The 26300-nt window shown below is 58.4% G+C and carries 25 protein-coding genes; 18 read left to right on the top strand and 7 right to left on the bottom strand.

Going from position 1 to position 26300, the window contains the following annotated elements; translation table 11 throughout:
- Positions 1-35: 35 nt before the first annotated feature.
- Positions 36-1187: a M20/M25/M40 family metallo-hydrolase gene (locus M4NBBH2_RS08305; protein ID WP_116270489.1), complete on the bottom strand. Its 1152-nt coding sequence runs from the start codon at positions 1185-1187 to the stop codon at positions 36-38.
- 279 nt (positions 1188-1466) lie between these two features.
- On the opposite strand from M4NBBH2_RS08305, the gene M4NBBH2_RS08300 reads away from it, so the two are divergent.
- Both M4NBBH2_RS08300 and ybgC read left to right on the top strand, forming a co-directional pair.
- Complete coding sequence (locus M4NBBH2_RS08300; protein ID WP_116270488.1) at positions 1467-2393, top strand: universal stress protein; 927 nt, start codon at positions 1467-1469, stop codon at positions 2391-2393.
- 239 nt (positions 2394-2632) lie between these two features.
- A complete protein-coding gene (ybgC, locus tag M4NBBH2_RS08295; RefSeq protein WP_116270487.1) occupies positions 2633-3061 on the top strand; it encodes a tol-pal system-associated acyl-CoA thioesterase in 429 nt (142 codons plus the stop codon).
- A 7-nt stretch (positions 3062-3068) separates the two neighbouring features.
- Here ybgC and M4NBBH2_RS08290 read toward each other — a convergent pair whose 3' ends face one another.
- Entirely contained in the window at positions 3069-4076 is a 1008-nt protein-coding gene (locus M4NBBH2_RS08290) for a phospholipase D-like domain-containing protein (protein ID WP_116270486.1), read from the bottom strand.
- A 138-nt stretch (positions 4077-4214) separates the two neighbouring features.
- Here M4NBBH2_RS08290 and M4NBBH2_RS08285 point away from each other — a divergent pair, with 138 nt between their 5' ends.
- The 6 genes from M4NBBH2_RS08285 (at position 4215) to M4NBBH2_RS08260 (ending at position 9216) form a co-directional block, all read left to right on the top strand.
- Entirely contained in the window at positions 4215-4952 is a 738-nt protein-coding gene (locus M4NBBH2_RS08285) for a phosphatase PAP2 family protein (protein WP_116270485.1), read from the top strand.
- Positions 4953-5070: 118 nt separating this feature from the next.
- Positions 5071-5811 carry a DsbA family oxidoreductase gene (locus tag M4NBBH2_RS08280; RefSeq protein WP_116270484.1) on the top strand — a complete coding sequence of 247 codons (741 nt, stop codon included), beginning with the start codon at positions 5071-5073 and terminating at the stop codon, positions 5809-5811.
- A 14-nt stretch (positions 5812-5825) separates the two neighbouring features.
- Entirely contained in the window at positions 5826-6479 is a 654-nt protein-coding gene (locus M4NBBH2_RS08275; protein ID WP_116270483.1) for an MBL fold metallo-hydrolase, read from the top strand.
- Between the two features lie 95 nt (positions 6480-6574).
- Positions 6575-7906, top strand: a complete 1332-nt coding sequence (locus M4NBBH2_RS08270) for a sodium-dependent transporter (RefSeq protein WP_116270482.1) — start codon at positions 6575-6577, stop codon at positions 7904-7906.
- A 340-nt stretch (positions 7907-8246) separates the two neighbouring features.
- The gene (locus M4NBBH2_RS08265; protein WP_116270481.1) at positions 8247-8750 is read left to right on the top strand and encodes a hypothetical protein; all 504 of its coding nucleotides are present in this window, start codon (positions 8247-8249) and stop codon (positions 8748-8750) included.
- A 4-nt stretch (positions 8751-8754) separates the two neighbouring features.
- A complete protein-coding gene (locus M4NBBH2_RS08260) occupies positions 8755-9216 on the top strand; it encodes a lysozyme inhibitor LprI family protein (protein ID WP_116270480.1) in 462 nt (153 codons plus the stop codon).
- Positions 9217-9306: 90 nt separating this feature from the next.
- Here the strand turns inward: M4NBBH2_RS08260 and M4NBBH2_RS08255 are convergent, their stop codons facing one another.
- The gene (locus tag M4NBBH2_RS08255; protein ID WP_160117857.1) at positions 9307-10047 is read right to left on the bottom strand and encodes a carboxymuconolactone decarboxylase family protein; all 741 of its coding nucleotides are present in this window, start codon (positions 10045-10047) and stop codon (positions 9307-9309) included.
- Positions 10048-10288: 241 nt separating this feature from the next.
- Here M4NBBH2_RS08255 and M4NBBH2_RS08250 point away from each other — a divergent pair, with 241 nt between their 5' ends.
- The 4 genes from M4NBBH2_RS08250 (at position 10289) to M4NBBH2_RS08235 (ending at position 14715) form a co-directional block, all read left to right on the top strand.
- A complete protein-coding gene (locus M4NBBH2_RS08250; RefSeq protein ID WP_116270478.1) occupies positions 10289-10936 on the top strand; it encodes a hypothetical protein in 648 nt (215 codons plus the stop codon).
- Positions 10937-11231: 295 nt separating this feature from the next.
- Entirely contained in the window at positions 11232-12716 is a 1485-nt protein-coding gene (locus tag M4NBBH2_RS08245; RefSeq protein ID WP_116270477.1) for an FAD-dependent oxidoreductase, read from the top strand.
- A gap of 161 nt (positions 12717-12877) precedes the next feature.
- Positions 12878-13870, top strand: a complete 993-nt coding sequence (locus M4NBBH2_RS08240; RefSeq protein ID WP_170135123.1) for a LysR substrate-binding domain-containing protein — start codon at positions 12878-12880, stop codon at positions 13868-13870.
- Positions 13867-14715: a LysR family transcriptional regulator gene (locus M4NBBH2_RS08235; protein WP_116270475.1), complete on the top strand. Its 849-nt coding sequence runs from the start codon at positions 13867-13869 to the stop codon at positions 14713-14715. The genes M4NBBH2_RS08240 and M4NBBH2_RS08235 overlap by 4 nt, the downstream gene beginning before the upstream one ends.
- 202 nt (positions 14716-14917) lie before the next feature.
- On the opposite strand, the gene M4NBBH2_RS08230 is transcribed toward M4NBBH2_RS08235, so the two are convergent.
- The gene (locus M4NBBH2_RS08230; RefSeq protein WP_116270474.1) at positions 14918-15970 is read right to left on the bottom strand and encodes a type II asparaginase; all 1053 of its coding nucleotides are present in this window, start codon (positions 15968-15970) and stop codon (positions 14918-14920) included.
- A 371-nt stretch (positions 15971-16341) separates the two neighbouring features.
- Here M4NBBH2_RS08230 and M4NBBH2_RS08225 point away from each other — a divergent pair, with 371 nt between their 5' ends.
- Complete coding sequence (locus M4NBBH2_RS08225; RefSeq protein ID WP_116270473.1) at positions 16342-17079, top strand: FadR/GntR family transcriptional regulator; 738 nt, start codon at positions 16342-16344, stop codon at positions 17077-17079.
- Positions 17080-17185: 106 nt separating this feature from the next.
- Here the strand turns inward: M4NBBH2_RS08225 and M4NBBH2_RS08220 are convergent, their stop codons facing one another.
- The gene (locus tag M4NBBH2_RS08220; protein ID WP_116270472.1) at positions 17186-17671 is read right to left on the bottom strand and encodes a hypothetical protein; all 486 of its coding nucleotides are present in this window, start codon (positions 17669-17671) and stop codon (positions 17186-17188) included.
- A 139-nt stretch (positions 17672-17810) separates the two neighbouring features.
- Here M4NBBH2_RS08220 and M4NBBH2_RS08215 point away from each other — a divergent pair, with 139 nt between their 5' ends.
- Positions 17811-18836, top strand: coding sequence for a helix-turn-helix transcriptional regulator (locus M4NBBH2_RS08215; RefSeq protein WP_116270471.1), 1026 nt, complete (start codon positions 17811-17813; stop codon positions 18834-18836).
- Positions 18837-18973: 137 nt separating this feature from the next.
- On the opposite strand, the gene M4NBBH2_RS08210 is transcribed toward M4NBBH2_RS08215, so the two are convergent.
- Positions 18974-19651 (bottom strand): MarC family protein, encoded by a 678-nt coding sequence (locus M4NBBH2_RS08210; protein ID WP_116270470.1) that lies wholly within the window; start codon positions 19649-19651, stop codon positions 18974-18976.
- Between the two features lie 38 nt (positions 19652-19689).
- A complete protein-coding gene (locus tag M4NBBH2_RS08205) occupies positions 19690-20625 on the bottom strand; it encodes a metallophosphoesterase (protein ID WP_160117859.1) in 936 nt (311 codons plus the stop codon).
- A 309-nt stretch (positions 20626-20934) separates the two neighbouring features.
- On the opposite strand from M4NBBH2_RS08205, the gene feoB reads away from it, so the two are divergent.
- The 4 genes from feoB (at position 20935) to hydE (ending at position 26224) form a co-directional block, all read left to right on the top strand.
- Positions 20935-23337: a ferrous iron transport protein B gene (feoB, locus tag M4NBBH2_RS08200; protein WP_116270468.1), complete on the top strand. Its 2403-nt coding sequence runs from the start codon at positions 20935-20937 to the stop codon at positions 23335-23337.
- 18 nt (positions 23338-23355) lie between these two features.
- Positions 23356-23523 carry a FeoB-associated Cys-rich membrane protein gene (locus tag M4NBBH2_RS08195; protein ID WP_116270467.1) on the top strand — a complete coding sequence of 56 codons (168 nt, stop codon included), beginning with the start codon at positions 23356-23358 and terminating at the stop codon, positions 23521-23523.
- Positions 23524-23630: 107 nt separating this feature from the next.
- Positions 23631-24995 carry a [FeFe] hydrogenase H-cluster maturation GTPase HydF gene (gene hydF, locus M4NBBH2_RS08190; RefSeq protein WP_238691387.1) on the top strand — a complete coding sequence of 455 codons (1365 nt, stop codon included), beginning with the start codon at positions 23631-23633 and terminating at the stop codon, positions 24993-24995.
- The gene (gene hydE, locus M4NBBH2_RS08185) at positions 24992-26224 is read left to right on the top strand and encodes a [FeFe] hydrogenase H-cluster radical SAM maturase HydE (protein WP_116270465.1); all 1233 of its coding nucleotides are present in this window, start codon (positions 24992-24994) and stop codon (positions 26222-26224) included. Before hydF ends, hydE begins: the two co-directional genes overlap by 4 nt.
- Positions 26225-26300: the final 76 nt, after the last annotated feature.

The raw sequence follows: 26300 nt of genomic DNA, 5'->3' as shown, positions 1-26300 counted from the left end.
AGAACGGGAAAGCGTTTCAGACGCCTTCCCGTTTTTTATCGGGCGGGAGACGCCCCGGTCTTTGCGGAAGCGAGGAGCTCAAGCGCCTTTTCGATCAGGCGGAGACGCGGTTCGACTGTCGCGAGATCGAGATACTCTTTATTCGGGTTATGGAGCAGGCCGCCGGAGGGCGCCAGGGCATCGATCACCGCGACGCCGAAGGACGCGAGCTCATTTCCGTCAGACGCGCCGCCCGCCTCAGCCCAGACAGGGGAGGGAAGGCGAAGCGTTGCGGCGGCCCGGTTGATGAGCGTGATCAGAGACGCGGACTCTGCGGAAAGCGGAAGCGCCGGACCGAGACTCTCGATTTTGAGGTCTGATGTCACACCGTCCGCAAACCCCGTGAGGCAGAGTTTCCTCATCCGGAAAATCAGCTCATCGCGGTCCCTGTCCGAGCCGTAGCGAAGGTCAAACGTGACCGAGGCGTGCTCAGCCACTGTGTTCGCGGTTGTGCCGCCAGAGACAAGTCCGGTGCTGATCGCTGTGCCGTCGATTTCAGACGCCAGATGCTTCAGCTGCGGTATCGCGGCAGCCATCGCGTCGATCGCGTTCCGCCCATCCTCGGGGCGGTTTCCGGCGTGCGCCGGCACCCCGTGGAAGTCCACCCGGACGGTGCTTGACCCCTTCCGCGCCCTGACAAAACTGCCATCCGGCCGTCCAGGCTCAAAAATGAAGGCGGCGGGAACGCCGCGGGACGCTTCACGGAGAAACTCAGCGTGTTCGCGCGGAGTGATTTCTTCAGCGGGCGTCAGTACAACCTTAAGGGAAAGACGGTCTTTTACGGCAGCGGGAAGACCGGATGCGATCGCAGCGATGGCGGCGAGCCCCGAGCGGTCATCCGCGACACCGGGACCAAAGGCGAGGCCCTCATCGATTCTGAAGGGGTAACGCGCGGCGCTCCCTCTTGAGTGCACCGTGTCCAGATGCGCGCAGAGCATGAGGTCAGCGGTTTCTGACTCCGGATGATTACGGAAAACACACGCGCGGCCGTAGGAACCGACTTCAGGCCGATCGGTTTCCCAGCCAAGTTTTCTGAAAATCCCTTCCATCACGTCGCCCGCTTTCGTGACTCCTTCGGCGTCGCCTGACGGTGAATCGATTCCGGTCAGTGTTCTCAGAGGACTCAGAAATTCAGGCCGAAGGTTCATGGGAAGTCTCTCCTTGTCTGGGACGTGAAAAACAAACAATAACCTCTCAGTTTAAGCGGAAAAGCGGCGGCTGTGACCGGCAAAAGACGGTATGCCGCACGGGATAACAAAAAAAAGAACTTCGGGGCAATACAGATATAATGATTCTTATAGCCCCGAGGTGTTTCAGGAGAGGAAACTATCACTTCAGTGAGATAGCTCCGGGGTATCCAGGCAAAAGCGGAACCGGCCGCACAGGGAGGAAGGCCGGACCGCGCTGTGCCTCTAAAAGGAGCCAATATGAAAATTCTGTTTCCGGTTGATGGCAGTGAATACAGTGTCCATGCCGCGCACGTGATCGCGCGCCGCGCGGAGCTTCAGAACTTTAATCCTGAGGTTTGCGTTCTCAATGTGCAGAAGGCGGCCGAACTGATGATTCCGGCACTCAAGCTTCGGCGTTCTGCCGCTACCAACCGCCAGTCTGAAGCCGCCTTCAAGAAGGTGCGTGACATTCTGAAGAATGTGAAGACTAAGGAAAAAGTGGTGATCGGAAACCCCGCTCAGGTGATCGCTGAAGAAGCGGACCGTGAGAAGGCGGATCTGATCGTGATGGGATCCCGGGGTCTCTCGGACTTCGCGAAGCTCTTCCTTGGCTCCGTCTCCACGGCGGTTCTCGCCCGCACCACGGTGCCTGTGATGCTGATCCGCAGCGAGTACACCTCTGAACCCGGCAAGGAACTGAAGGTCTGTGTGGCAGTCGACGGTTCGCCTTACTCCGAAGCCGCCGCCCGCTATATCGTGGCCCACCGCGAAATGTTCGGTGAAAAGCCGGATGTCCGCGTGGTCACGGTGGTGGATGTGGCTGAAGCGATCGCGTACGAGTACCCGACGGATGTGCCGCTTCCTGAAATTCCGGCAGAGCGAGAAGCCGCTGAAAAGAATATGGATGAGATTCAGCAGCTGATCCCCGAAATCGAGGAGAAGGGGAAGAAGGAAGCCATGTCGACGATCCGCCCGATTTTTGAACAGGCGAACTTCCCGGTGACGGAAGTGGCCCTGACGGGTGATCCGGGCACCGAGATCGCGAACTACGCGAAGACTGAGAAGCTCGACCTCGTCATCATGGGAACCCGCGGCCGCGATAATGTCGCCTCCGTCATTCTCGGCTCCGTCACGAGCCGTGTGGCGGCGGACGGTTCTGTTCCGCTCCTCGTGATTCCGGCGTAAGAATCTGTTTGCCGTCCCGGGAGACTTCTCTTCGGGATGGGAAAAGGATTTTTAAGTATCAGGCAGGAAGCCGTTCAGGTTTCCTGCCTTAATTTTTTTGCTGAAGACTGAAAGCCGGTAATCCGGATGGATGCAGCGAGCGGATCCTGACACCGTATACTCAGGAGCGGCTGAAAAATCAGGCAGCGGCGGTCTCCGGGATCGCTTCTGTCTGAAGGTATCAAAAGGAAAATAGACCGATGTCTGAAAGCAAAGTGTTTGAGTATCCGGTCCGGGTCCAGTGGGAAGATACGGACGCGGGCGGCGTGGTGTACCACGCGAACTACATCAAGTTCATGGAGCGCGCGAGAAGCGAGGCGCTCAGAGCGGATGGTCTGAATCAGAGGAAGCTCGAAGCGGAGCAGGGGATCGTGATTCTGGTCGCGGAGCTCTCAATCAAATACAAGCGGGCGGCGCAGCTCGAGGATCTTCTCACCGTGAAGACCCGGGTGGAGAAGCTTGGCCGCGCGAGCGTCGTCCTCAATCAGTCCGTGTGGCGGGGGGATGAGCTGCTCACAGACGGCCGCGTTAAGGTGGCGGCGGTAAAGAAAGCTGAGCTGAAACCCGTGCCGCTTCCTGCTGAAATCTATGACATGTTCAAGGCTTACGTGACGGAGCCTGAGTCCTGAAACGTCTCTATTGATCTTCCGTCCTGAAGCCATTCGGAATCCGTTTCCGGCGTCCGAGGGCGAAGGGAAGCCCGGACGGGATGAAGTACGTGTCCGGGAGAAAGTAGATAAGCCAGCGGGCGATCACTTCCACCTGGTCATACGCGCGGATATGCGCCTGAAAGTCCGGGCTTCGCACCATCTCTTTCAGCGCGCCGAAACTGAGGAAGGGGCGTCCCGGACCGGTTTCGGTTCTGAAGAGTGACTGAATGGTTTTCAGAAACGGGCTTCCGGCGAGCCGCGTTCCGATATAAAGATCCATTTCTTCCGGTGACCGGAGCGCCGGGGGAGGCACGAGCGCCGCGAGATCCTCGGCCGCGAGCTTCTGGATAAAACGGGCGTCGGTATCCCGCGGAAGCAGATCCCGGATATCGCGCCCCCGGAAGATTTCGTAAAGCAGATTCGGGAAAGGGCAGGCGGGGAGCCACCCCGCCGGGAGCGGGCCCGCTTCCTGGACTGCCCACCGGCGGAACCAGTCCGGAAGGAACCCCTCGCGCCGCCGCCTTTCAACAAATTCCCAGAGTTCCCCCGCGGCGTCCCGCGGAATCCGTACCGCGGCCATCCGCCAGTCATGTTCGAGCTCATGACTCTCACGGCTTGTGAAGTCAGAGGCGAGTACTTCGTCATTCCACTTCTGATCGAGCCCCACGCCGATGCCGCGGCCCGTGAGGTTCGCGCTCCCCGTGAAGAAGATCCGGTCAAAGCGGTAGTACTTCGCGTGAAGATTCGGAATTCGGTAGACCTCACCCCCGAGCGACCAGACCGCGTCCAGCGCGTCCAGATCCGAAATGCCGCTCGCGAAATCGTCCGGCGCACCGCGTGTCACGAGTGTCAGCTCATCAAACCGGATGCCGTGCGGAATAATCGCCTCAATCGCGCGGATTTTGACGTAAGGCGTCACGATAAGAATCGATCGGGCATTCTCTGCCGCGCGTCTCAGGTGATAGGCGAGGTTCTGATGGTAAAGGCGGATCATAAAGGAGCGGTAAGTCCGGGGGGAACGGCTGGTTTCCGCCATTCTAAGCTACGGCGGGGAGGAAGCCCGCGAGCGTCAATCCGATAAAATGACACGCCGGAAAATCCTTTCCGTCCAATTCACTTAAAGGAACCGGTAATGAAGAAAGCGGCTTTCATCCTTTTCTCGCTTGCCGCGGGAGCCGCGGCTCTCCCGGCGTTTGCTGCGGGAGACGCGCTGTACCCTGAAGCGATCAGCGCGAAGGAGCTGCTCCCAGGGCCGCCCGCGGCCGGCACCTGGCGAAGCGCGGCGGACGACGCTTCCTACCGCGAAGGGCTTTCGCTTCGGAACGCCCCCAGGGGCCTCCAGGCCGCGGAAGACGCCGACATGTCGCCCCTCAAAGCCTTTGAAGTCCGGTTTTCAAAGCCTCTTGGGGTTCAGATTTCGAAAGACGCGACTCCCGCGACCCACGCTTTCCTCCTTCTCACGATGAAGCGCGTCTATCCGTCACTGAAGGCCGGGAAGGAAGTCTTCAGGCGGCCCCGCCCTGTGGTCCAGCATCCGGAAGACGCCACGTGCCGCCCGGATCTCGCGAAAAAATTTGACCGCTTCGCGAGTTACCCGTCCGGTCACACCACGATGGCCTGGGCGCTTGCGCTCGCGCTGACCTCAGTCGCTCCGGGAGACCCGGTTCCGGTTCTGAAGCTTGGCTACAGCGCGGGAGACAGCCGCGCGATCTGCGGCGCACACTGGCAGAGTGATGTGGAAGCGGGGCGAGAACTCGCCGCGGCGGTTTTCGCCCGGATCATGGGGGATCCGGATTACCTTGCGGCGGCCGCCGCGAGCCGCGCGGAACTCCTGAAACTCTCGAAACCGGCGCCGTCTTCGGCCCGCTGAACTCGCGGAGAAAGAAGCCTCAGCGCGGGGCTGAGCCTTTGCTATTCTTTCTTCTGACAGCCGTTTCGCCCGCGGTCCCGCGGCCGGTACGGTCAACAGATAAAGGAGCAGGAGCGCGATGAAAATTACATTCTGGTCAGACTTTGCGTGCCCGTGGTGCTGGATCGGGGAAACGAATCTCGAAGCCGCGCTGAAGTCGCTTGGCCGTACGGCTGAGTTTGAGATGAAAGCCTACGAACTCGCGCCGAACGCTCCGAGGATGGGGGGCGAAACCACTTTCCCGCGGCTCCTCGCCCGGGGTCTCAGCTGGGAAGAGGCTGAGGGCCGGATCAAAGAGGTGGATGAGGCAGGGGCTGCGGCCGGCCTGCCCTTTGCTTACGGCGACGCGATTCAGTCAAACACCTTCGACGCCCACCGGGTGAGAAAGTTCGTTGAAGCGCATTTCGGACGCGACGCCGCGGAGAAGCTGAGCGAACGTTTTTTCCGGGCGTACTTCTCGGATCATGTCGAACTTGGGAACCCTGAGGTGCTCTGCCGCCTCGCGGGAGAAACCGGGATTCCCTCCGGACAGGTGAGAGCGTTTCTTGACGCGCCGCTTGATACCGGAACCGAAGCTCGGATTATCGCGGACGCGGTCCGTGAGGATGAAATGACGGCGAGATCCACCGGCGTCACCTCGGTCCCGTTCTTCATTATCAATGGCAAATATTCCGTTCCCGGCGCGCTCGATCAGGCGGGCTGGGAGGATGGCCTGAAGCAGGTCTTTGAGGAAGAGGATAGAGAAAGACAGCGGGGTCCTTTCGGGGCCGGTGTCACCTGCGGGCCTGACGGCTGCAGCATTGATTTTGATAGAGAATAAGAGCAGAGAGCGGCATGATTACGCGTATCGAAGTTTCGACACCGGATATTGAAAATACCTATCTCGATATCGATCCTGAGACGAAACACGGGTTTCTGATCGATCCGGGCGCCGCTCCCGATCAGATCGCGGACGCGATCCGGTCCGGGGGCTTCACGATCGAAAAGATTCTCCTCACGCACGGTCACTTTGACCATATCGGAGCGATCGACGCGATCCGTGAGGCCTTTGGGCATCCTCCCGTCTATATCCATGAGGCGGGGCTTCGGTATCTTTCAAGCACATTTTTCAATCTCTCGGGCCCCATGGGTCGCCCCTTCACGGTGGAGGGCGCGATCCCGTTTCAGGACGGGGCTGTGTTTTCGCTGCAGTCGAATCCCGCGTTTTCGCTCCGCGCGATCCATGTGCCGGGACACTCAGAGGACAGCACGCTCCTTTATTCGGAATCGGGAGGCTACGCGTTTTCGGGTGACACCGTGTTCCAGGGCGCGGTCGGCGCGACGCATTTCCCGGGCGGGGATGATGAGAAACTCGCTTCCAGCATCCGGGACCGGGTGCTCACGCTCCCGCCAGATACGAAGTTTTATCCTGGGCACGGGGAACCGACAGTGCTATCCCGTGAAATTCCGCTGCTGCGCCGTGTCGCGGGACTGAGAGAGATTCCTTAAGCCTTTTCGGATAAGCCATTTCACGTTTGCCTGTTCTTCGCTCTCTGCGGTAAGGTTTTAACTCATACCTTACAAAAACAAAGGAGCGGGCAGCTATGCCAGAACGTGCGACTTGGGCTTCGAAAGCCGGATTCGTGCTCGCCTCAGCCGGGGCAGCCGTTGGACTCGGAGCGATCTGGAAGTTCCCGTGGCTTGCGGGAAGCAACGGCGGCGCGGTCTTCGTGATCCCGTACGTGATCCTGTCCCTCACGCTGGGCTTTGTGTTCCTCACGGCCGAAATTACGCTCGGTTACATGGGGCGCGGTTCCATTGTGACGACCATGCGGAAACTCGGCGGTTCGAAATGGGTGCCGGCCGGTTATCTCGGCGTGGTGACTGGCCTCTTGGTGCTTTCCTTTTATTCCGTGATCGGCGGCTGGACGATCGCGTACCTCGTCGACGCGATTCTCGGCCGGGGGCTCGTCACGAGCCAGGCGGAGCTCGGTGCCCGGTTCGGCGCGCTTTCAGGAGACCCGCTTCTTGCGGTTGGGTATCAGGCGCTCTTCCTTACGCTCACCGCGGGGGTTGTCGCGCTCAAAGTGAGCAAGGGGATTGAGCGGCTTTCCCGCATCCTGATGCCCGCGCTCTTCATCCTGATGCTGATCCTCATTGTCCGGGGTCTGACACTCCCCGGGGCGTCCGAAGGCCTCAGCTATCTCTTTGCCTGGAAGCCTGAGGCGTTTACCTGGCAGAGTCTCTACCAGGCCCTTGGCTTTACGTTCTTCTCGCTCTGCGTCGGCTGCGGCTGCATGATGACGTATGGTTCCTATCTGCCGCAGGGGAGCCGCATTCTGAAGTCCTGTGCTCAGATCGTGGGGCTCACGACCGCGGCATCGATCCTCGGCGCTCTGATGGTGATGCCGGCGGTGTTCGCTTTCCATCTCGATCCGGCGGCGGGTCCCGGACTCACCTTCGTCACGATGCCGGTGATTTTCGCTCAGCTCCCGTTTGGCGGACTGTTCGCTGTGGCGTTCTTTGCCTGCCTCACGTTCGCGGCGCTCACGAGCTCGGTCTCGATGCTGGAACTGGATACCGCGTTCCTTGTCGATGAATTTCATGTCTCCCGGACGACGGGTGCCATTATCAGCACGCTTGTCATCATGGTGATCGGTTTCTTCTGCGCGCTTTCTTTTGGACCGCTTGCCGACACGAAGTTCCTCGGGAAGAACGTTTTCGACTGGTGCGACTTCCTCACCTCCAACATTTCGCTTCCGATCGGCGGCCTCATCGTGGCGCTTCTCGCGGGACTTGTCGTGTGGCCGAAGTTCCGTGAGGCGCTTTCGGTTCCCCCGGCACCGAGCGATCAGTGGTTCCGGATTTTCAGGCTGCTTCTCGTTGTGGCCTGCCCGATCCTCGTCGTGATCGTACTGGTTACGGGGCTGCTCTGATCGGTTAAGACGGTTCCGGAAACGGAAAAACGGGAGAACTGCTGACGCAGTCTCCCGTTTTTTTGTTGCTACAAAAGGACTTTTTGCAGGTTTCTTCAAAAGCGTGTCACCTTCACACTAAAGTAGAAACCCTTAAGAGTTTACCTCACTGTGTAGGTTTTATCAATCAAACAGTTTTCTGTGTTTCAGTGCGAGACTTTGCCGAGAGGCTGAAAGGGGTCAAAGTTTTTGCGGCAAAGAGAAATCGGCGGGAATTTTTATTCTGAAAAATGAATAAGCTGTATCACAGGCTAAAATGTAACAAATAGGCTTTAATCCCATACCTTTTTCCGGAGGCGAAATGACATTTCAGGCGGCAGGAATTCTTCTTTTCACCCTTCTCGCGGCGGGCTGCAGCGCGCAGTCTCCTTCCTGCGGGGATCCTGAGACTCTCGCGAAACTGAAGGAGGCGGTCGTGAAGGCCGTGGGGGGAGGGGCCGGGGCGACGCCTGATCAGGCGGTCGTCTCGAAAACCACGGATGGGGGTGAGAAGAATGTCTGCCGGGCGGAGATCCGCTGGAAACTCTCCCCTGAAGCCGCCGAAATCGTGAAGACCGTCCCTGCGGTCGCCTGGGATCAGGATCCGGAATTCATGGTGGGGAAGGGATCTGAAAAGATTTACGCCGCGTTCGCGGAAGAGTCCGCCGTAAAGAATAAGGGCGAGGCTCCCGCCTGGGTGCTTGCGCCTTCAGGCGACCCGGCGGCTCTGAAGGGATGGCAGGCAGGAGCTCGGCCAGGCGTCCGCCGCGGCACTCCGCAGTCTTCCGAAAGTGCAGAAGGACGGCACTATCCTTTTCTCGGCTGACCCGATGGAATTCCGCCTGATCGGAGGCGCGTCTCACGAAGTGTCGCTTGTGATTCCGCAGTCGCTCTCAGGTGCGATCCGGACCGCCGAAACACTCGGCGCCGAAGCGAAGGCGGGGGATGCTCTGATCGCGAAAGCGAAGGAAGCGCAGCTGGCCGCATCAGGCGAAAAGCCTGCGTCTGAGTCTGCCGCTTCCGCGGCTCCCCGGGATCCGAACGGCCCGAGCTACGACTGTGCCAAAGCGACTTCTGTCCCCGATAAGATCGTCTGCGGAAGTCCTGAGCTCTCACGCCTTGACCGGGAGCTTAACGCGGTCTGGGTGAAGGTCCGCGCGAAGTCCTCGGATCAGGGCTGGTCCCGCAGAAAGCAGATGGACTGGTATCGGAATGAGCGGAACACCTGCAAGAACGCCGCCTGTCTCAAAAAGGCCTATCAGAAGCGGATCCGGGAGCTTTCTTCGGATTGACAAAGAATGGACGCCCGAATTTAAGGGAAACAAAAGGCCGGAGCGGTGTCAGAGCCGCCCCGGCCTTCGTTTTATCCATTGATGCCGCGGTTACTTTGCCGCGCGGACGAGTCCGAGCGCGTTAAGCGTTCTCGGGAAGCCAAGCAGCGGATCAGCGACCCGGAGGGCATCGGTGAGGTTCTGCTTCGTCGCGCCGACAGAGAGGTTCGCCGCGATGTGCGCCTTCAGCTGCGGCTCGCAGCCGCCGAGCGCCGCGATCGAGGCGAACGTGATCAGCTCACGGTCCTTGATCGAAATGTTTTCGCGCGTGTAGTAGTCGCCGAAGCACCAGGCGGTCAGGTCATCGACGATGAGGCCCTTTTCTCCTTCGGCCGCGGATTCGTGCATCTTCAGAATGTGATCACGGCCGAAGATCCCGCCCTGGGTATCGAGACCTTTCTCGAACCGGTTCTGATCATTCACCGTGGCGCCCTTTGCCTCAACCTTGACGCCCGCGTGACGGAACGCGGCGAAGGCCTCGCGGAGCGCAGCTTTAGCGCGGGCAAGACCCACATAGGGAGAGGTCTGGAAGATGGCTTCGCGGATCAGCGTCCCGGGCACCTTATCGCGGAGCGCGCGATCCGCGATATCCCGCACGCCGCCTTCGGCCGCCACAGCGGTCGCCACCGCGAGGAGCACAAAGTATTTCTGATTGGTGCTGAGCGAGGTGCCGCGCTTCCCGAGATCCAGCATCCGGTTTTCAATCGCGTCAAACTCCGCGTCCCTCTCGGGACGCTTCGCTTCAGCGCTTCCCGCCGCACCGGCGAGGGCAGTCGTAGTCGCAGCAGCCATCAGAACACTCCTTCTTGAAAAACTCGTCATAAGATCCGTTCCTCTCTATTGTGGGGCGGGTAAGAGAAACTGACTTACTCCGCCTTCTGTTCAACCGATATTTTGATCATAGAAAGAGGAATTCTGAAAATCGCACGGATTTTCTCAAGTTTTTGATAAATCCTCTATCGCAGAGAAGTCAGTCTGATGCTATAAAGCTGAGAGCTACGCGGCAGGAGCCGCATTGAGGGAAGTGAAGGACATGGAGAATTTTCTCATTCAGGCGGCCTATGACGAAAAGGCTGTGGAGACAGAGTCAGCCCGGGAAATCACAGCATCCGGCGTCCCCCTTGTGATTCCGGCCGAGTACCTCGGCATGGAGCGGATGGAGGGAGACCCGGAAGACGCTGAGATCTATGGCTTTAACGGAGAAGAGTCTGACGGTGTCGCGTTTTTCAGCCTGATCCCGCGCGAAGACGCGCTTCCCTTCGGAGACGTGGATTCCGTGATCGAGAATGTCCACGAGATTCTGGAAGAAACCCAGGGGCTGATCCGTGTCGGAAGCGGCAGCACGGCATCGGGCCGCCCCTTTATCTACACCATCATTAAGAACGTGACGGAAGAGGGCGTCCTGCAATACACCCTCACGCTTCAGATCGCGCTCGAAGACCGGGCTCTCAACGTGCAGGGATTCTTTAACGAAACCGGGGACGGGAAGAAGCGTGAGCGCGCGGTCTACAGCCTTCGGAGAATTCTCTCAGAGCCCTGGGCAGCGGATCCTTACGATCCGACATTTACCCGGGGCCGCCTGATGACGCAGGCGGAACGCTCGGCCTGGGACCGCGACTATCCGACTCACGCGCTGAGTGAGGCTCGGAAACTCGTGAAGTGCCTCGTCGAAAAGAACTGAGAGTTCAAAGCCTTTTTCTGAAAAGTCGGAGAACGAAAGCTGATTCCCGGAACCTGCTCCGGAATCAGCTTTTTTATTGAGTATCACGGAACGGTTCCCGGCGGTTTTGCGCAAAGCATTCTGATAATACTTTCGGATATAAATTTTTATAATTTAATTTATCGATTTAAAATCAATAAATTAATAAATAACAGAGTTTTGCGTAATTAAGTTTTCCGGATAAGCCTCATAAGATTCCTCTCAGCCAAAAAGAGGAGATCTTCTTCAGGAAGATCTCAGCCTAAGGAGATGAATCATGGCTTTTGCATCCAGAAGAAATTTTCTCAAAGCGGGACTCGCGGGTACCGCTGCTGCCGCGGCCGCCGCGGTTCCTGCTGCCGCTCACGCGGCCAAGGCTCCGAAAGCGAAGGAGCTTACCTATGACGTGATCGTGGTCGGCGCGGGCTGCGCCGGGCTTGCGGCGACAATCGAAGCCGCGGACCGGGGCGCGAAGGTGCTTCTCATTGAGAAGTCCGCTGTTCCGATGGGTAACACGATTTACGCGGGCGGCTTCGTCAATGCGGCCTGCACCTGGGTTCAGAAGAGTGACGGCATTACGGACGATCTTGACTCCTTCTATCAGGACATGATGATGGTGTCGAAAGGCCGCGGCGACCCGGAACTCACGAAGATGTACTGTGAGCAGTCTGCCGGCGCTGTGCAGTGGCTTACTGACCGCTGCCACCTCAGCTGGAAAAAGATCCCGATGCAGATCAAGCCGATGCTTGGCCGCAGCCATCAGGTGGATTCAAAGGCCGGTCCCGGCGGCTCCCAGATGGTGGAGAACATGATGGCGGAAGTGGAGAAACTGCACGTTCCGATGATGTTCAATACCAAGGTGGTTGAGCTGCTGCATGACGATATGCTTCGCTGCACGGGCGTTAAGGCGGTGTCGCCCGAGGGGCCGCTCGTGATTCACGCGAAGGGCGGCGTGATTCTCGCGACCGGCGGTTTCCACGCGAATAAGGCGCTGGTCACCCAGTTCATGGGAGGCGAAGTGGCCTGGATGCCGATTCGGGGCTCGATGACTCTCACCGGCGAAAACATTCTTCTCACGGCTCCCTTCTTCCCGATGTACGTGAATATGGACCAGTTCCATGCCGGTCCGATCCATGGACCCACCAAGGCGAATCCGTCGCAGATGGTGAATTTCGGAATCTGCGTGAATACGCTCGGGAACCGGTACGTGGATGAAGCGTCGACCTACGTCGAAATCGCCCGCCATACGGCAAAGGACACGATCCGGAATTCGGCCTTCATTATTCTCGACTCGGCTGTGGTGAAGCTTCCGATTGTGGCTATGCGAATCGATCGCTACAAGGCTGCCAAGGCTCCGATTTTTGAAGCCAATTCGATCGGAGAGTTCGCGTCGAAGATCGGTGTCCCCGCGAAAGCGCTGGAAAAGACGGTTTCTGAATATAACGACGCGGTTCACGCCGGGCGCGGCGCGTCTCTTAAGGTGCCTGCCACGATGAAGAAGCCGTACACCATCGAAAAGGGGCCGTTCCTCGCGGTTCCCTTCTCCGGCGGTATGACAGCCACCTTCGGCGGCCCGAAGATCAGCCTGAAGGGCGAAGTGCTGAATACGGAGTCGAAGCCGGTCCCCGGACTCTACGCCGCGGGGAACGCGATCGGCGGTCTCTTCTATGACGACTATCTCTCAGGTTCCCAGCTCGGAGCCGCGGTGATCTGGGGCCGGGTCGGCGCAGATGAGGCGGCAGCCCGCGCGAAAGCCGCGTAAAAAAGTTCTCTCCTCCCCGCCTGGCGGCAGTCATGGGCGGCTGCCGGGCGAGGGTCATTTTTAATTTTTCTCTCTCACTCTTTCGGCTCCCGGAAGAGCTTTTTCAGGGGCTTCCGAACGTGGTTCACCGGAAGCCTTTTTTATTGGCAGGAGAAAACCTGTTGTCTGAAGCGGCTGAAGCGGTGCCCGAGAGGCGCTCCTCTAAAATAGAGACGCCGGTTTCGGAGGAGAGTGTGATGAAGGAAGACGCGGGGAAAAGGCTTCTCGCACGGGTGCTTTTCTGCGCCTGCGCGGAGGCGCGGAGTCTCACAAAGGGGCGGAAGACGCTGGGGCTTCACGCGGAAGAAGCGGAAACGCTCCTTAACGCCCTCACGCGGGAAGCGGCGGAGCCGCTTTTTCGGGTGACAAATGGCGTCTTTACGCTGACTGAGGCCGGCATCCAGCGGTTCCGGAAATGGAAGGAACCGGCTTCAAGCCTTTACCAGGCAGATCCCGTATCAGAGGAAGAGCCCGGGTATGAGAGCCTTGCGGTCTCGGTACCTACGACGACCGGTGCCACGCTGCTCTCTCCTCTGATCGTCCGGTTCGCGGAAAGCCGCCCCGGACTCCGGATCGATATCCGGCTGACACACGGCACGTACCACCCGCTCTGGGAGGGGGTCGATCTGCGGGTGGGCCACGGCGAATACTTTATGGAAGACGTGGAAACACATCCGCTTGGAGCGCTCACGCGGATCTGTGTCGCGGCCCCGGAGTATCTTGAGGCGAATGGGACGCCTGAAAATCCGGAGGATCTGGAGAGGCATCTCTTTTTCGGGCCGAAAGACGCGGTGGATCCCGGATTTCTCACCTTCACCCGGGGAAAATCGGTCAGGCGGGTTCAGGCGGAGTCGAGAGTTTCGCTCCGAAGTCATCTCTCAGCGCTTTTCTGCGCGCTCTCGGGGGAGGGTATCGGTGTGCTCGTTCCCGCGTACCTCGCGGCTCCCTATCTCGACTCGGGGAACCTCGTTCATGTGCTCCCGCAGTGGCACTCTCTCCCGCTTCCGCTTCGCGCGTTTATCGCGAAAGAAACTGCTCCCGGGGTGCTCCGGGATCTGGTGCGGTTTCTCGAAGAGGCCTGCCGGCAGAATCCTTTTATCGAGCCGATCGAATGAAAAAATCGCTTATTCCGGATACGTGGCTGATGCTCCTTCAGCTTGAGGAGCTGGGGAGTTTTTCGAAGGTTGGGGAACGGCGCGGGATCGCGCCTTCCTCTGTCAAACGGCGGCTGGATGATCTTCAGAGCCGGTTTGATCAGCCGATATACCGGGCGGAGCCGACCGGTGTTTTCTTCACCGCGTTTGGAACGAGGCTTGCCGCCGGTATCCGGACATCTGTCAAGACACTCCTTGAATCTGATGAGAAGCCTGAACCCGTGACACTGACGGTCTTCCGTGACCCGAGAGTCGCGGCAGCCCGGATACTTCCGCTCTTCTCCAAAGCGGCGGAGGAGGGGGCAGTGTCGTTCTCCCTCACCGTGTCTGAGGCCGATCGGGAATCCGCGGATCTTGCGATTACGGCCCGGATCGCTGACGGAACATCGCCCCGAAACCGGATCGCGTCTGTGCCCTGGGTGCTCACCGCGTCCCCCGGCCTGATCCGGCGAACCGGAGTGCCTTACAGCCCTGAGGATTTCAGCCGTATCCCTGTCATTTTTCTTCAGGCTGACCGCGCGATGCTGAAGTCGCTCGAACTCGCTGGAAAAACCGCCCGGACGCATTTTGTTCCGGATATGGAAACCGGGATCATGCTCGCGAAATCGGGGGCCGGGATCTTTTTCGGCGCGGATCCGGGAGTGATCGAGCGGGAAATCCGGCGGAATGAACTCACGGTGGTGCCGTTTTTTAAAGGAATTGAGCTGCAGATTGCGGCAGAGGCGAACCCTGCGGTGAGGAAACTGATCCCTGAGCTGAGGTCACTTTTTGAGGAGTACGGAAAGGGTTGTGGCGGGGAAAACTGAAAAAATCCGGCAGAACTGCATCTCCGGATACAGACTTGCAACGTCTTGATAAGAGAGAATAACCGCCTAGATTTTTATTGATCTTCTCTCCTAGCCCCGGATGACTCTGCAGAAGCCATCCGGGGATTTTTTTCTCTGGAGAGACTGAGGGAAGAGCAAAGCGCCCGGGGACTGAAACTCTTGTCGGGCGCTTAACCCTTGATCAGTACTCTTCGAAGTATTCCTGGATCTTCTTCGGGTCGTTCGTCTTCGTCAGAGCGAGCTGAAGCAGAACACGGGACTTCTGGGGATTCAGCGTGCCGCTCTGCAGCATGCCTTCATCCGCGTAGCGCTGGAGAGATTCCGTTACCGGGCCGTTCGGCACGCGGGAGGAACGGATTACGATTACGCCTTTCTTCGTGGCGTCAACAATCCCGGGTTCTTCCCATTCATGCACAGAACCGTCACCGGTGCCGGCCATGATGATGCCCTTGGCGCCCGCCTTGACGAAAGCGTCAATCGGCACGCGGTCCGCGTTCGAGTGAGAGTAGACGATATCGACGCGGGGGAGAGAGTCGAGCTTCGACACATCGAATTCAGAACCCGACGTATGACGCTTCGTCGTCTGACGGACGAAGTAATTGTGGCCCGAAGCGATGAAGCCGAAGGCACCGAGTTCAGGCGACATGAAGGTCGCGACGTTCGTCGTATCGGTCTTCGTCGTGTCGCGCGCGCCGTTAATCATGTCATTCATGGCGATCAGAACGCCGCGGCCCTTCGACTGAGGATCCGCTGCGAGCTTCACGGCGTTCAGGAGGTTGATCGGGCCGTCAGCCGAAATGGCGGTAGCCGGACGCATGGCGCCGACAATCACGATCGGCTTATCGCTGTGAACCGTGAGGTTCAGGAAGTAAGCGGTTTCTTCCAGCGTATCCGTGCCGTGCGTAATCACGATTCCGGACACGTTCGGATCGGCGAGCAGCTCGTTGCAGCGCTTGGCAAGCTTCAGCCAGATTTTGTCCGTCATGTTTTCAGAGCCGATGTTGGAAACCTGCTCACCGGACACTTCAGCGTACTGCTTGATCTGCGGGACCGCGTTGATCAGAACCTGAACACCCAGGTTGCCGGCCTTATAGCCCGTCATCTGAGTGCTGCTGGAAGCCGTACCGGCAATCGTGCCGCCCGTGGCAAGAATCTTGACCTGGGGCAGTGCCTGAGCGCCAACAGCAATGGCAAGGCCGACCGCGAAAGTGATCAGTTTGTGACCGAAATGCATGATGTAACTCTCCAATTAAAAATAAGGTGATTTACCTAGGTTTTGCCTAGTTCTTATTATTTATTAACTAGGCTATTTAACCTAGGCAACAAAGAGTATCACAAAGAATCCGGAATTAAAAGTAATGGAGAGAGTGATATTTTGGTATACCACGAATAGAATATTCTTATCTTTGCGGTATCCGCTGATTCCTAAGAGGTTCCGCCAAGCTCTGGATTGGTGCATGGAATGGGCTTCTTCAGGGGTTTCCCATGGAATCAGATATTTGTCGCGGAAGGAAATATAAAGAGAGCGGAGCAGAAACCGGCAGAGTTTCAGACCGCCCCAGGGGCAGCACCTAAGAGAGCCAGTCTATTTAGAGAGTTGAAGCCATGATGAACGGAAAGAAAACCGAGCCGGAAGAGCCGCTCAGCCGCGAAAGCGAGCCGCTTTATCGCCAGGCAGCTGAAATCCTCCGGGACCGGATTCTGAAAGGGGAATATCCTCCCGGGACCATGATCCCCTCAGAGCGCGAGCTCGGAAACAGTCTCGGCATCAGCCGGATTCCGATCCGGGACGCCATCAAGTCGCTTCAGTACATCGGAATCGTGAATCAGGTGAAGGGGAAGGGCGTTGTGGTTCAGAAGCTTGACCCGGGTCAGGTACTCGCGAAAGTGGGACCGTTCCTCGCGTCCCCGGGACTCAAAACCCTGATTGATCTCCTTGATATCCGGATCGCGGTCGAGCAGGTATCGGTGCGGGAGGCTGCCCGGAAGGGAACTCCGGAAGACTTTGATGAGCTCTCCCGGCTGATTGCCGTGCTGAGAAGTGAGGCGAGTGAGAAGGAAAAAGAGGACGCCGGGCGGCAGTTTCATCTGAAAATCGCGGAGATCGGCGATAACCAGATCGCGGTGATTCTCTGGCACTTCTTTGATGAGCTTCTGAAAATATCGCGAAGCGTTGTGCATCTGACAGAGGCTGAGAAAACTCAGTCGTACGAAGAGCATGAGGAGCTCCTCCGGGCGCTTCGGATGCGGGACGGCGATAAAGCGGCCGCGATCATGAAGGCGCACCTCGAAACCACGAGGCGCGAACTCGCGGCATCACACGACGCCTCAGTGAAGGAATAAACGCGAGGCGCGGAATGAAGAAAGGCGGATCAGCTCTGAAGCTGATCCGCCTTCTCCTTTTTATTAACTCTGGTATCGCATCACTGCGACCCGGGTTTTGCCTTTGTTATAAATTCTCTTCGGAGTCTTTTTTATTCTGTCCTTTAAGCGGCATTGTGTGGTCGAAAATTGCCTGCACCACACGTCGCACCGCTGGATCCTCGTTCCCCTGATAGTACTCCGCTATCTCATCGAGGTCCTTCCTTTCGCTGAACCGGTCGCTCTGAGACACGAGTTCAAAGAGATAGGGGTCGTCGCCGATCAGTTCCGCAAGATAGCTGAACGGAAGGCGCGAGACCGCGTCGGAGTTCAAGCAGAGCATTTCCCGGACGTCAGACGCCGGATCCGTCGCGAGGTTCTCAAGCGCCTCAAGCGGAAGCCCCGGGGAGGAGGCGAGCCGCGTACGGATCTTATGCGACTGATGCGTTGAAAGCGCTACAGCAATCGGTTCAAAACCGGTCTTGATGCCGGCTTCCAGAAGGCCAAGAGCCTCAAGGACGGTGAGGGGCATCGTTTTGCCCAGAACTTTGATACTGAAATCTGTGGTGTTCATAACTCCTCCTTTGTTATGTTATTAAGGTACCTCCGCATGCGTCAGTTTTTGACGCATGCCATCAGGAGGCGCTTTTCTCGCCGCATCGGAGAGATAAAAGTCCTACACTTTTTTCAGTTTTCTTATTCCGGGAGCACTCATGGCCAGGGTCAGTTCTATTTCGCAGGAAGCTCTGCTCATTATTGAAATTCTGAAGCTGATTCCGAGAAACCGGCTGATCACAGCGTCTGAAATCAGGAACAGCCTCTTCTCGGCGGGGTACGACATCCCGATCCGGACTCTGCAGCGCTACCTGAAGTCAATCTCGGAAACCGAGAGCCTGCATGTGGAGTGCGACAGCCGCTCAAAGCCCTACGGATACCGGAGGTCGAGTCCGAAGTCGGAATTCGCGGATCTGAAGCTGACACCTGAGGAAAGCCTGCTGCTCTCGCTTGCCGGTCAGTATCTGCAGTATCTGCTTCCCACCACGATCTCGACCTCGCTCTCTCAGGTGTTTGATGCCGCGAGGGACCAGCTCTTCAGTCATCCCGCGGCGACCCCGGCGGCTTCCTGGCTGAACAAGGTAGCGCTTGTTTTCACGAGCATCCCGACGCTTCCCCCGGAAATCAAGCCCCGGATTTTCTCCATCGCGACGGAGGGGCTCTATCGGAACCGGAAGCTGGAAATCAACTATTCAAATAAGAACGGTAAGCAGAAAGTTTCTGTTGTTTCGCCGATCGCGCTCGTGCAGCAGGATCTCCGTATTTATCTCGTCTGCCGTTACGACGGGTATGAGGATCTCCGAAACCTCGCGCTTCACCGCATCATGGATATCCGGCTTCTTGATATCGAAGCAGACCGCCCGAAGGATTTCAGGCTCGCGGACTATATCCGGCACTCCAACTTCAATTTCGGCACGGGAAAGAAATGCCGGCTTGAAATCGCTTTCCGGAGCCCGGTGCTCGCGCTGAATCTGAAGGAGACGCCGTTTAACCGGGAGCAGAAACTGGAGAAAGACGCGGATGGGGTGTTCCATCTCGATGTGGTGCTGGACGACACGACGCAGATCGACGGGTGGATCGCGCTCTGGAAGGATAATGCCGAATTTCTGGAGATCCGCCGTACCCCGATTCAGGATCCTGCTGCGGTGAAGATGGCGGGAAACCAGCCTCCTGATGGAATATAAGTAAACTGATTCTGTTTAATAAATTAATCTTTATCGGATTAAAAATTCGAGGCAGTCCGACAGGATGCCGGAACACCTCACGTTTTGGTAAAAGAGGAAGAGCGCGGATTTATTCCAGCGCTCTTTCCTTATCGGAATTACTTCGCGAGGAAGGCGAGACTTGTCCGTGCGAGCTCGGTCCAGAGACCGCTGAATCCGGCCCAGAGGACCTGAATGCCGATGCAGATCAGGATGAAAGAGAACACCTTGACGATCGCGTCCGCCCCCGCGGCGCCGAGGCGCTTTGAAATCTGGCCGGCATAGCGGAAGCAGACCCAGATACCGATGCAGAGCGCGGCTGACGCGAGATTAAGTCCGAGCGTATTCGCGAACGTCGTCGGGAGCGTGGTGCCGATCGCGGTGCAGACTGACATGGCGCCAGGTCCCACCATGAGGGGAAGCGTCAGCGGGAAGAAAGCCCGCTGCTCAAAATGTTCTTTCTCAAGCGGTTCGTCTGAGCCGCGGCTTTCACTTTTCTTCTCTCCGCCCCCGAAGCTCGAAATCGCTTTCCAGCCGGCAGACGCGAGCACGAGGCCGCCCGCCACCCGAAGCACATCAATCGAAATCCCGAAAAAGTTCAGGATGAAGACGCCCGCATAAACCGAGATCTCGATCAGGATGAAGGAGTAAATAGCGACCCGGGCCGCAAGCCACGCGCGTTCCCGCGGACCGAGGTCAGAAGTGAGCGAGAGAAAGAAAATGGAGCCCGAAAGCGGATTCACCATCGGGATCAGCGCGGCGATCACGTAGAGAAAGGTGCTGAGAAAGTGCTGCATGGCAGATGTCTGAGAGATGGGAGAAGGAGGGCCGCAGTCTACGGATAGACCACCGTGAACCGTTTTTTATCCAGCGGCAGCCGGTCACCCCGGTTCCAGCGGTAGGCGGTGAGGGGGCCGCCTTTTCCGGCTCCGTAGTCCACGCAGGCGACCGCAGTGTCAAGCGGGGCGAAATTCCCGGTGTCGGAAAGCGAATAGTGGCCGATAAACGTGGGCACGGTGGGTTTGAACACAAAAGGATTTTCCCGGAGATCCTCAAGCGGGAAGGAGCGCGATGGGTCCGAAATCACAGCGGCTTCGTATGTCGTGATTCCGCGGTCCCACCATTTGACGCGGACTCGGGTCACCGCTTTGCCTTCCGCGTTTTTGTATGAAAGTGTCTTTGGAAGCCAGACCTCAGGCCCCTTAAGCGTCTGATCAAGCGCCGCGATGAGAGACTGTCCGGCATCTGACTCCTCTCCCGAACTCCGCAAAACATCCTCATAGAGTCCGAGTGTCGGAAGCGCGCCTTCCCGGACACAGGCGTCGAGTATCGACTGGATCGCGTCCGGGTCCCAGCACGCGTGCACCACACGGATTTCACCGAGATTAAGCCAAAGCGGGAGCGTCCGGATCCACTTCATCAGTTTCTGAAGCGTCTTCGGGTCTTTCACGGCGGAGTCAAAGAAAGTGATGCGGGAATCCGTTCCGTGAACGTGGCCGATGCCGCAGAACCGGCAGAGAGCGGCGTACTCGTGATTTCCGGCAACGCAGTACGCGGTTTCGTGCCTCACCATGCGGCGCACGAGTTTCACGGTTTCCACCTGTTCCGGCCCCCGGTTGATGAGGTCTCCCGTAAACACCGCGATCCGGCCGTCCGGGTGTCCCCAGGTCTTCCCATACTTCACGTAGCCCAGCTTTCTGAGAAGCTTTTCAAGAAGCGCGGCGTGCCCATGCACGTCGCCGATGATATCGAAACCAGGTTTCTGATCCATGCTGCAGAGGCTCCCGTTGGGGCTTGATGTTTCGGAGGGAAAAAGGCGGGGTTGGGTGAAAACGCGCGGGCGGCCCGCCGGGCGGAAAAACTGCTTTGAGAGATTAATGATTTTCCGCTGGATAATCCAGCGCTTTGCGTCACAGATCGAAGTGAAACTAGCTATCATTAACATTCAAAGCAAAGTATGCGCCTCTCCGCTTTCTGTCCAGTGTTTTTCAGGCGGGAGACGCATGAAAGAGTCCGCGGCGGCCAGTATCAATCTCATCATCCCGGAGCCTCGGAACTCACATAAAGATAAAAATTACCAATGACAAAAATTAAAAGCCCGAATGGTCCGGCATCCGAGACCCTGAGGGATCTCCCGGTCGGGATGAGTGCGACGGTGAATTCCGTCGGCGGGAAGGGGCAGCTGCCGCAGCACTTTCTCGATATGGGGCTCATCCCGGGTGTCCGGGTGACGCTCGTGAAATATGCGCCGATGGGAGACCCCGTCGAAGTGAGGCTGCATGGCTATGAACTCACGCTGAGGCTTGAGGACGCCGGGAAGATCGGTATCCGCAATATCAGCCGTGAGGGGGAGCCAGAGCATGTGGAAACGTTTGATGAGGAGGAGCGGCAGCTTGAGCTCCCGCACCCGGGACTCGGTGAGGAAAAAGGCCTGATCGATGACCCCGAGGCGCATCTCCGCCCGGTGAAGGGGAAGCTCACTTTCGCGCTTGCCGGCAATCAGAACTGCGGCAAAACCACGCTCTTCAATCAGCTGACGGGATCCAATCAGCATGTGGGCAATTTCCCGGGCGTCACAGTGGACCGGAAGAGCGGTCCGATCCGCGGGTACCCGGATACGGAGGTAACAGACCTCCCCGGCATCTATTCGCTCTCTCCCTATACGAGTGAGGAAATCGTTTCCCGGGAATTCATTCTCGATGAGCGGCCGAGCGCGATCATCAATATTGTCGACGCGACCAATATCGAACGGAACCTCTACCTCACGATGCAGCTGGTGGAGCTCGACATCCCGATGGTGCTCGCCCTCAACATGATGGACGAGATGGAGGGAAACGGCGGCTCGATCCATATCAACGAAATGGAACAGATTCTGCAGATGCCGGTGGTTCCGATTTCGGCTGTGAAGAATCAGGGTGTGGAAGAACTCGTCCGCCACGCGGTCCATATCGCGCGCTACCAGGAGCGCCCCGGGCTTCAGGATTTCTGCGGCAAGAATGATCATGGGGGCGCGGTGCACCGCGCGCTGCATGGCGTCATGCATCTGATTGAGGATCACGCGAAAGCGGCTGCGATCCCGATCCGGTTCGCCGCGGCAAAGCTCCTGGAGGGGGATCACCTGATTCAGGAGGAACTGAAGCTCGACCCGGCAGAAATTGAGACGATCGACCGCATCGCGCAGCAGATGGAGACTGAGCGAGGGCTTGACCGCGCGGCCGCGATCGCCGATATGCGTTACCTCTTTATTGACAGGCTCTGCCGCAAAACTGTGGTGAAGCCTCATGAAAGCCGGGAACATGTGAGAAGCCGCCGGATTGACCGGATTCTCACGGGGAAGTACACCGCGATTCCAGCCTTCATCCTGATCATGGCGCTTGTCTTCTGGCTCACGTTCAACGTGATCGGCGCGGCGCTCCAGGACTGGCTTGCGGACGGGATCGACGCGTTGACAGAAGTCGTGAAGACGGCGCTCGCGTCATCCGGCGTCAATGACGCGATGCAGTCACTCATTGTGGATGGCATCTTTACCGGTGTCGGAAGCGTGCTGAGCTTCATTCCGATCATCGTCGTGCTCTTCTTCTTCCTCTCGCTTCTCGAAGACTCGGGGTACATGGCGCGTGTCGCGTTCTTTATGGATAAGCTGCTGCGGAAGATCGGGCTCTCGGGCCGCAGCATCGTGCCGATGCTGATCGGGTTTGGCTGTACGGTGCCTGCTGTGATGTCAACCCGGACGCTTCCTTCAGAACGAGACCGCAAGATGACGATCATGCTGACCCCGTTCATGAGCTGCTCCGCGAAGATGCCGATCTACGCCTTCTTTACGGCGGCCTTTTTCCCGAAGTCGGGCGGCCTCGTGATGATCGTGCTTTACTTCGGCGGCATTCTGATGGGGATTCTCACCGCGATGGCGTCCAAAAACACGCTCTTCCGGGGTGAGGCGGTGCCGTTCGTGATGGAGCTGCCGAATTACCGGATGCCGGGTCTCAAAAACACCCTGCGTCTGATGTGGGATAAGGCCCGTGACTTCCTGGAGCGGGCGTTCACCGTGATCTTCATCGGGACAATCGTGGTCTGGTTCCTGCAGACCTTTGACTTCCGGCTGAACATGGTGGCGGATACGGGCGAGAGCATGCTGGCCCTCATCGCGGGCGCGATCGCGCCGATCTTCACGCCTGCGGGGCTCGGCGACTGGAAGCTCTGCACAGCGCTGATTTCCGGGTTCCTCGCGAAGGAAAGCGTGGTGTCGACGCTCTCGGTGCTCTATGGCGGCATTTCGGAGCTTGCCTCCGCGATTACGCCGCTCACCGCGTGCTCGATGCTCGCTTTCTGCCTCCTCTACACGCCCTGCGTCGCGGCAATCGCCTCTGTCAAGCGAGAGCTGGGCGGCATGTGGGCTCTGAAGATGGTGTTCTTCCAGTGCGCCATTGCCTGGGTGGTTGCGGTAATCGTGAGGCTTATCGGCCTCGCGCTTGGATTCTCCTGATAAAGGAGGGAATGAAAAATGGCTAATTATATTATTGGTGCCGTGATTGTGGTTCTCGTGGCTCTCGCGCTCCGGCGCGTGATCCGCCAGGCAAAGACCGGAAAGCCTGCCTGCTGCGGAGACTGCGGCGGCTGTGGCTGTGGGAAAACAGATGAAAAGCGGATCACACTGAAAGCGAAATCCTGATTCATCAGAGGAAGGGCGGCAGGAATGCCGCCCTTTTTGCCTGAGGAAGACGGAGCGGGAATATCCCTCCCGCGGAGATCTCTGATACTCCGCTTCTCCTCAGTAAAATGAGCGGATCAGAGTGGGCAGGGCGAGCGGAATTCCTGCGGCCGCCATCACTCTCTATTGACTTCACGCCGGGAGGCTCCATCCGTATGAATTCCGTTCCGATCACGCTTCAGGTTCAGAAGGCGCTCCGCCTTCATATCGGTATTTTTGGCTGCCGGAACGCGGGGAAATCTTCTCTCATCAACCGGCTCACGAATCAGGAGCTTTCAATCGTTTCAGACGTTCCCGGAACCACGACGGATCCGGTCGAAAAGGCCTGCGAACTCCATCCGATCGGACCGGTGGTGCTGATTGATACCGCCGGTATCGATGATACTGGGGCGCTTGGAGCGGAGCGTGTCCGGAAGTCGCTCGGGGTCCTCTCCTGGATGGATCTCGCGCTTCTCGTGATTGACGCGGCAACGGGCATCACAGCCGCGGACCAAAAGCTTCTGAAGGATATCCGGGAGCTCGGGACACCGGCTGTCGTGGTTTTCAATCAGGCGGACCGCGTCCCTGAAGGTACCGCGGAGAGAATGGCGTCAGACTTCTCGGCCGCGGAAAAGATCCCGGCGGTTGCCTGTTCGGCGAAGCTCGGAACCGGAATTGAGGCAGTCCGCGCGGCGATCGTGAAAGCGGTCGAAGCGGGCTGGGAACCGGATCAGTTGCTCGTTTCCGGGCTGATCCCCGAAGGACGCACGGCAATTCTTGTGGTGCCGATTGACTTCGGTGCGCCGAAAGGGCGTCTCATTCCGCCGCAGGTCCAGTCGATCCGGGAGCTTCTCGATCAGAAATCCCGCTGCCTTGTCGTTCTGGAGACCCAGGTGGCGGATGCCATATCCGAACTCAAAGTGCCGCCCGCGATCGTGATCACGGACTCCCAGGCAGTGAAGCGGGTGGCGGCCCAGGTGCCGCCTGAGATTCCGCTCACGACGTTCTCGATCCTCATGGCGCGGAGCAAAAGCGACCTCGCGGAACTCGCGCGCGGCGCGGCTGTGCTTCCCGAGCTGAAGCCCGGTGACCCGGTTCTCATCTGCGAAACCTGCAGCCACAACCCGCAGGGCGAGGATATCGGACGCGTGAAGATCCCGAACTGGCTCGCGAAAAACGCGGGCGGCCCGATGAAGATCACGGTCGCGGTATCGAAGGACTTCCCGACCGATCTGAGGCCCTACCGTGTGGTGATCCAGTGCGGCGGCTGCATGGTGACGCGCCGCCATATGCTCGCGCGGCTTCGGGAGTGCCGGAAGCAGGGCATTCCGATGACCAATTACGGCATCGCGATTTCGCACCTCCAGGGGGTGCTTGAGCGGACGCTTTCGCCGTTCCCCGAGGCGCTCGAGGCGTGGCGGGAATCGAAAGCCGCCCGGAGTGACGCCGCATGACAAGGCTTTCTGACATCATTTCGCGGGACGAGTGGACGAGGGAAGACCTTGCGTACGCGGTGGGGCTTGAAGAAGGGGATCCCGAGCGGGAGCTCCTCTCTGAGGCAGCTCATCGGGTCAAGGCGGAACGCGTCGGCTGTGTCTCCTACTACCGCGGTCTCATCGAGTTTTCGAATATCTGCGTGAAGAACTGCCTCTACTGCGGAATCCGGAAGAGCCACAGTTCAGTGCATCGGTTTGAGTCGACGCTTGATGAAATCCTCGGTATCGCGAAGTGGACCTACGAAAACCACTATGGTTCCGTCGTGCTGCAGTCCGGCGAACGGACCGATCCGAAATTTATTGATTTTGTTGAGGAGGCCCTCCGCGGAATCAAGCGGGTGTCGGATGGAAAACTCGGCATCACGCTCTGCGTCGGTGAGCAGACGGAAGAAACTTACAGGCGGTGGTTCGAGGCGGGGGCTCACCGCTATCTCCTTCGGATCGAGGAATCCAGCCCCGAACTCTATTCAACACTGCACCCCGCGGACGGCCACCACCTCTGGTCTGTGCGTGACGCCTGCCTCCGGACACTGAAAAAAATCGGGTACCAGGTCGGCACCGGTGTCATGATCGGTCTCCCGGGGCAGACCGCGGAGAATCTCGCGGACGATATCCTGTACTTCAAAGCGCTTGGGATCGACATGATCGGGATGGGACCCTATATCGTGTCCCGCGGGACGCCGCTCGGCGATCGGGTGGAGGCGGAGGGCGGAAATACCGATGCTGCCTGCCGCCGCCGTTTTATCCTCGGACTCAACATGATCGCGGCGACCCGCCTCGCGCTGAAGGACGTGAATATCGCGGCCACCACAGCGCTTCAGGGGCTTGATAAACGGGGGCGGGAGCTCGGGCTCAAAGCGGGCGCGAATATCCTGATGCCGATCGTGACGCTCCCCGAGCATCGCGCGGATTATCAGCTTTACGACGGAAAACCCTGTATCGAGGACACGTCTGATCAATGCAAACGCTGCCTCACGGGCCGCGTCCGGTGGGCGGGTGACACCGTGGGGTTTGATTCCTGGGGCGACTCGAGGCACTACTTCGGGGAACGCGGCATCAATCCGGCACCGCACATTGAGGCGGGTGAGGGGACGGTCGGGGCCGGTATCCGCACCGTGATCCCGATCTGCAGCGAGGGACCGGACGGGCCGGAATCGGACGCCTGCCACTTTACGGAAGAAAACTGACCCCGCGTCGGAATTCCGGGGGCAGGTTTTTGACAGCCATTTTTCTTTCAGCGTGGTAGAGTCACTGATTCTCATT

Origin of the sequence: Mesosutterella multiformis, assembly GCF_003402575.1 — a bacterium.
Taxonomy (GTDB): Bacteria; Pseudomonadota; Gammaproteobacteria; order Burkholderiales; family Burkholderiaceae_F; genus Mesosutterella; species Mesosutterella multiformis.
The sequence above is the reverse complement of the archived record's forward strand: the minus strand, read 5'-3'. Positions and strand labels throughout refer to the sequence as shown.

What these genes read in the sequence shown, in the direction of transcription:
- M4NBBH2_RS08205 (WP_160117859.1), bottom strand. Translation starts at nt 20,625, where the DNA reads ATGGATCAGAAACCTGGTTTCGATATCATCGGCGACGTGCATGGGCAC.
- M4NBBH2_RS08285 (WP_116270485.1), top strand. Translation starts at nt 4,215, where the DNA reads ATGAAGAAAGCGGCTTTCATCCTTTTCTCGCTTGCCGCGGGAGCCGCG.
- M4NBBH2_RS08275 (WP_116270483.1), top strand. Translation starts at nt 5,826, where the DNA reads ATGATTACGCGTATCGAAGTTTCGACACCGGATATTGAAAATACCTAT.
- M4NBBH2_RS08210 (WP_116270470.1), bottom strand. Translation starts at nt 19,651, where the DNA reads ATGCAGCACTTTCTCAGCACCTTTCTCTACGTGATCGCCGCGCTGATC.
- M4NBBH2_RS08265 (WP_116270481.1), top strand. Translation starts at nt 8,247, where the DNA reads ATGACATTTCAGGCGGCAGGAATTCTTCTTTTCACCCTTCTCGCGGCG.
- ybgC (WP_116270487.1), top strand. Translation starts at nt 2,633, where the DNA reads ATGTCTGAAAGCAAAGTGTTTGAGTATCCGGTCCGGGTCCAGTGGGAA.
- M4NBBH2_RS08225 (WP_116270473.1), top strand. Translation starts at nt 16,342, where the DNA reads ATGATGAACGGAAAGAAAACCGAGCCGGAAGAGCCGCTCAGCCGCGAA.
- M4NBBH2_RS08235 (WP_116270475.1), top strand. Translation starts at nt 13,867, where the DNA reads ATGAAAAAATCGCTTATTCCGGATACGTGGCTGATGCTCCTTCAGCTT.
- hydF (WP_238691387.1), top strand. Translation starts at nt 23,631, where the DNA reads ATGAGCGGATCAGAGTGGGCAGGGCGAGCGGAATTCCTGCGGCCGCCA.
- M4NBBH2_RS08220 (WP_116270472.1), bottom strand. Translation starts at nt 17,671, where the DNA reads ATGAACACCACAGATTTCAGTATCAAAGTTCTGGGCAAAACGATGCCC.
- M4NBBH2_RS08195 (WP_116270467.1), top strand. Translation starts at nt 23,356, where the DNA reads ATGGCTAATTATATTATTGGTGCCGTGATTGTGGTTCTCGTGGCTCTC.
- M4NBBH2_RS08255 (WP_160117857.1), bottom strand. Translation starts at nt 10,047, where the DNA reads ATGGCTGCTGCGACTACGACTGCCCTCGCCGGTGCGGCGGGAAGCGCT.
- M4NBBH2_RS08300 (WP_116270488.1), top strand. Translation starts at nt 1,467, where the DNA reads ATGAAAATTCTGTTTCCGGTTGATGGCAGTGAATACAGTGTCCATGCC.
- M4NBBH2_RS08245 (WP_116270477.1), top strand. Translation starts at nt 11,232, where the DNA reads ATGGCTTTTGCATCCAGAAGAAATTTTCTCAAAGCGGGACTCGCGGGT.
- M4NBBH2_RS08270 (WP_116270482.1), top strand. Translation starts at nt 6,575, where the DNA reads ATGCCAGAACGTGCGACTTGGGCTTCGAAAGCCGGATTCGTGCTCGCC.
- M4NBBH2_RS08230 (WP_116270474.1), bottom strand. Translation starts at nt 15,970, where the DNA reads ATGCATTTCGGTCACAAACTGATCACTTTCGCGGTCGGCCTTGCCATT.
- M4NBBH2_RS08215 (WP_116270471.1), top strand. Translation starts at nt 17,811, where the DNA reads ATGGCCAGGGTCAGTTCTATTTCGCAGGAAGCTCTGCTCATTATTGAA.
- M4NBBH2_RS08305 (WP_116270489.1), bottom strand. Translation starts at nt 1,187, where the DNA reads ATGAACCTTCGGCCTGAATTTCTGAGTCCTCTGAGAACACTGACCGGA.
- M4NBBH2_RS08280 (WP_116270484.1), top strand. Translation starts at nt 5,071, where the DNA reads ATGAAAATTACATTCTGGTCAGACTTTGCGTGCCCGTGGTGCTGGATC.
- feoB (WP_116270468.1), top strand. Translation starts at nt 20,935, where the DNA reads ATGACAAAAATTAAAAGCCCGAATGGTCCGGCATCCGAGACCCTGAGG.
- M4NBBH2_RS08250 (WP_116270478.1), top strand. Translation starts at nt 10,289, where the DNA reads ATGGAGAATTTTCTCATTCAGGCGGCCTATGACGAAAAGGCTGTGGAG.
- hydE (WP_116270465.1), top strand. Translation starts at nt 24,992, where the DNA reads ATGACAAGGCTTTCTGACATCATTTCGCGGGACGAGTGGACGAGGGAA.
- M4NBBH2_RS08290 (WP_116270486.1), bottom strand. Translation starts at nt 4,076, where the DNA reads ATGATCCGCCTTTACCATCAGAACCTCGCCTATCACCTGAGACGCGCG.
- M4NBBH2_RS08260 (WP_116270480.1), top strand. Translation starts at nt 8,755, where the DNA reads ATGGAATTCCGCCTGATCGGAGGCGCGTCTCACGAAGTGTCGCTTGTG.